Annotated in this window: 4 protein-coding genes and 1 pseudogene; 3 read left to right on the top strand and 2 right to left on the bottom strand. The window is 68.3% G+C overall.

The annotated features are described in order from the left end of the window. Positions 1–404: pseudogene (locus J7E68_RS09090) on the top strand (N-acetylmuramic acid 6-phosphate etherase); the annotation flags it as partial. A gap of 206 nt (positions 405–610) precedes the next feature. Here the strand turns inward: J7E68_RS09090 and J7E68_RS09085 are convergent. After that, positions 611–934: a multidrug efflux SMR transporter gene (locus tag J7E68_RS09085; RefSeq protein ID WP_215171893.1), complete on the bottom strand. Its 324-nt coding sequence runs from the start codon at positions 932–934 to the stop codon at positions 611–613. Further along, on the bottom strand, positions 931–1,302 hold the full coding sequence (locus J7E68_RS09080; RefSeq protein ID WP_215171891.1) for a multidrug efflux SMR transporter: 372 nt from the start codon (positions 1,300–1,302) through the stop codon (positions 931–933). The genes J7E68_RS09085 and J7E68_RS09080 overlap by 4 nt, the downstream gene beginning before the upstream one ends. A gap of 203 nt (positions 1,303–1,505) precedes the next feature. Here J7E68_RS09080 and J7E68_RS09075 point away from each other — a divergent pair, with 203 nt between their 5' ends. Both J7E68_RS09075 and J7E68_RS09070 read left to right on the top strand, forming a co-directional pair. After that, a complete protein-coding gene (locus J7E68_RS09075) occupies positions 1,506–2,954 on the top strand; it encodes a glyceraldehyde-3-phosphate dehydrogenase (RefSeq protein ID WP_215171889.1) in 1,449 nt (482 codons plus the stop codon). Positions 2,955–2,990: 36 nt separating this feature from the next. Next, the coding region (locus J7E68_RS09070) for a DNA glycosylase AlkZ-like family protein (RefSeq protein WP_251048817.1) at positions 2,991–3,794 on the top strand (804 nt) is incomplete at its 3' end.

Raw genomic sequence — 3,794 nt, 5'->3', positions numbered from 1 at the left:
CGAATCCGGCATCCGAGATCGGCGCGGTCGCCGACATCGCGATCGAGGTCGTCACCGGCCCCGAGTTCATCTCGGGATCGACGAGGCTGAAGTCGGGGACGGCGCAGAAGCTCGTCGTCAACATGCTGACGACGCTCTCGCTGATCAAACTCGGCAAGACGCACCGGGGTGTCATGGTCGATCTGCTCGCGACGAACGAGAAGCTGCACGCACGCTCGATCCGCACGGTGACCGAGCTCACCGGTGCCGGCCTCGACGATGCCTCCGCCGCGCTGGATGCTGCGGGAGGCTCGGTCAAACTCGCGATCCTGATGATCTCGACCGGTGCGTCGGCGGACTCCGCCGCCCAGGCACTGCAGGAGGCCGACGGCATCCTGCGCCTCGCGATCGCCGGCCTGTCGTGAGGGGCACGTTCGCCGCGTGCTTTCGGCAGGGATTGCCAGACGACGGCGACGCGATGACCTCAGACATCGATGCCGACGCGCAGTGGTCGCACCTGCAGACCTCGCCGCCGCAGCAGCACCAGACGTCCGCGGAGACGTGCGCCTGAGGCGACGCGCGCATGTCGATCTCGTGCAGGACTGATCGACCAGCGCAGCGCGGACGATCGTCAGTGGGCTCCGCCGAACTCGATCAGCACCACACCCAGGGCGATGAGCGCGACGCCGATCGCCATCATGACGGAGAAGTGATCCTTGAAGATCACGCGCCCGAGGATCGCCGTGAGAGCGACACCGGCGGCAGCCCAGACACCGTATGCGACGCCCACCGGCATCCCCATCGCGAGAATCGTGCCGAGCAGCGTGAACGCGGCGAGGTAGCCGACGACGATCACGGGGATCCACCGTCGACGCCGCAGGCCCTCCGATGCCCGCAGGCTGAGAGTCGCGGTCACTTCGCTCGCGATCGCGAGCACGAGCAGAAGCCACATCACGAGGCCACCTCCGCGGGTGTCTCACGCGCGTGGGATCCGAGCTCGACGAGAAGCACGCCGACCACGATCGCGCCGATCCCGATGACCTGCACCATACCCAGCAGCTCGCCGAACAGTGCTGCGCCCAGGATCGCGGTGAGCACCACGCCGATCGCCGACCAGATTCCGTAGGCGACGCCCACCTGCATCCCTCGGTCGAGCACGATCGACAGCAGCCACAGGGAACCGGTGTAGCCGATCGCGACGGGGATCAGCCAGAACGGATGCGTGAAGCCCTCGGCGGCGCGCAACGACAGAGTGGCGCCGACCTCGAGAACGATCGCGATCAGCAACGGCGGCCAGGCCGAGGGGCGAGGGCGATCTGTCATCGGTGGCCTTTCGACGGGGGCGTGCATGGGGGAGAACGCGTCGGATGCTCGCACGATTCCCTGTCTCGTCGGTGAACGATGGGTGCGATGCCGCGATTTCGGGTCCTCGTCACGCGGCGCGTACCCTGGATGCATCCCCCGAAGCTCACCCGGCAATCTCGCGCGCCGGCGACCTCGGCGCGCTCACACATGCAAGGACGCAGATGAACGTATTCGCCGCACCCCACCACGACTGGACGGCGCGAGAGGAACTCGCCGAGCGGATGATCCCGCTGATCGGGCAGCTCAAGCGCGAACGCGACGTGGTGACGTCGCTGCACGGTCACCGCCTGCTCGGGCTTTCGGCCACAGGCATCGTCGAAGTCCACGACCGGGTCGCGCAGCTCGGACACGAGCAGCTCGCGGTCGATGAGACCCTCGCCGTGCTCGAGGGCGTCCATGAACTCGGTCCCGGAGCATCCTCCCTCGACCTCGCGCGCCTCGTCGAAGGTCATGCCGAGAGCGACCTTCCGCTCGACGCCTACCTGGCCGAGGCGCTTGCACCGGCCGTCGGAGCCGTCGTGGGCGCGCCCACGGATGTGGTCCTCTACGGCTTCGGACGGATCGGACGTCTGCTCGCCCGCATCCTCATCGCCCACAACGGCGGCGGCAGCGGTCTGCGGCTGCGCGCCATCGTGGTGCGCCGTGGTTCGGAGAACGACCTCGTGAAGCGTGCCTCGCTGCTGCTGCGCGACTCGGTGCACGGCCGGTTCGCAGGCTCCGTAACGGTCGATGAGCAGGCCGAGCAGATCATCGCGAACGGCACTCGCATCCAGGTGATCTACTCCGACGACCCCGCCACGATCGACTACACCGCCTACGGCATCGACGACGCGATCGTCGTCGACAACACGGGGCGCTGGCGCGATGAGGCAGGGCTCAGCCGTCACCTCGTGTCGACGGGTGTCGCGCGCGTGCTTCTCACCGCGCCAGGCAAGGGCGCGCTGAAGAACATCGTGCACGGGATCAACGACCGGACGATCGCTGCGGATGATCGCATCATCACGGCGGCCTCCTGCACCACGAACGCGATCACTCCGGTGCTCAAGGCGATCGATGAGGCATACGGGATCGTGCGCGGCCATGTCGAGACGGTGCACTCGTTCACGAACGACCAGAACCTGATCGACAACTTCCACACCGGTGACCGCCGTGGCCGGTCGGCCGTGCTCAACATGGTGATCACCGAGACGGGCGCGGCGAAGGCCGTGGCGCGGGCCCTGCCCGAACTCGAGGGCAAGCTCACCGGTTCCGCGATCCGTGTGCCGACCCCGGACGTCTCGCTCGCGGTGCTGCACCTGAGCCTCGAGCGACCCGCGGTCAAGGATGAACTCAACGACTACCTGCGCCGCGTCTCGCTGCACTCGAAGCTGCGGCAGCAGATCGACTACGTCGAGAGCCCCGAGGTCGTCTCCACCGACTTCGTCGGCTCGCACCGCGCCGGGATCGTCGACGGGCTGGCGACCATCGCGAACGACACGGACGTCGTGCTGTACGTCTGGTACGACAACGAGTACGGATACTCGTGCCAGGTGATCCGGGTGCTCGAGGTCATGGCAGGCTCGCACCCCGTCGTGCTCCCCGAGCGTCGAGAGGTCACGCTGCACGGGTGAGTGCGCGATGTCGGTCCTCCCCGGCATGATGAGGGCATGAAGACCGCGACTTCACCGGCCGAGCGGCTGCGTTCCGAGCGGCTCCGTTCGCATCGGCTGAGCGCACCCGCGCGCACGGTGGTCGACACCGCGTCGCACATGCTCGCGGTGCAGAGCCAGGACTTCACCGCCGGTCGGTGGGCTCTGGCTGCGCGCACACGCGGCGAGCCGACGGTGAATGCGGTCGATCGTGCCTTCGCCCGCGGCGACCTGGTGCGTGCGTGGACGATGCGCGGCACGCTGCACATCATCCCGGCACGTGACCTCCGCTGGGTGCTGTCGGTGACCGGCGAGAGGCAGCGTCAGCAGGCCGCAGGCAGGCGGCGCGATCTCGGCATCGACGGGGCGATGGTCACAGCGGTTGTGGCGGCAGTGGTTCCGCGTCTGAGTGAGGGCGGCCTCCCCCGCGCCGCGATGTTCGATGTGTTCGCCGGTATCGGCATCGATCCCGGTGGGCAGCGCGGCATCCACCTGCTGAGCGAACTGACCCTCGACGGTCTGATCTGTCAGGGCCCGGTCGTCGCGCGCGACGCCGTGGGTCGCGAACAGCGTTTCGTGCTGGTCGACCAGCACATCCGCGAGCATGCGACGCCCGATGACCCGCTGGCCGAGCTCTTCGTGCGGTACATCGACGGGCACGGGCCCGCGGGGGTCGCAGACTTCGCCTGGTGGTCCGGGCTCACCCTCGGGCAGTCGCGCGAGGCGCTCACCCGCGCACGAGGGAGGGTCGCGGAGGTCGATGACGGGGTATTCGTCTCGACCGTCCGACCGCGACGCTCATCGGGCGCGGCGAACGTGCTG

Origin of the sequence: Microbacterium sp. ISL-103 (assembly GCF_018613995.1) — a bacterium.
Classification (GTDB): domain Bacteria; phylum Actinomycetota; class Actinomycetes; order Actinomycetales; family Microbacteriaceae; genus Microbacterium.
The sequence above is the reverse complement of the archived record's forward strand: the minus strand, read 5'-3'. Positions and strand labels throughout refer to the sequence as shown.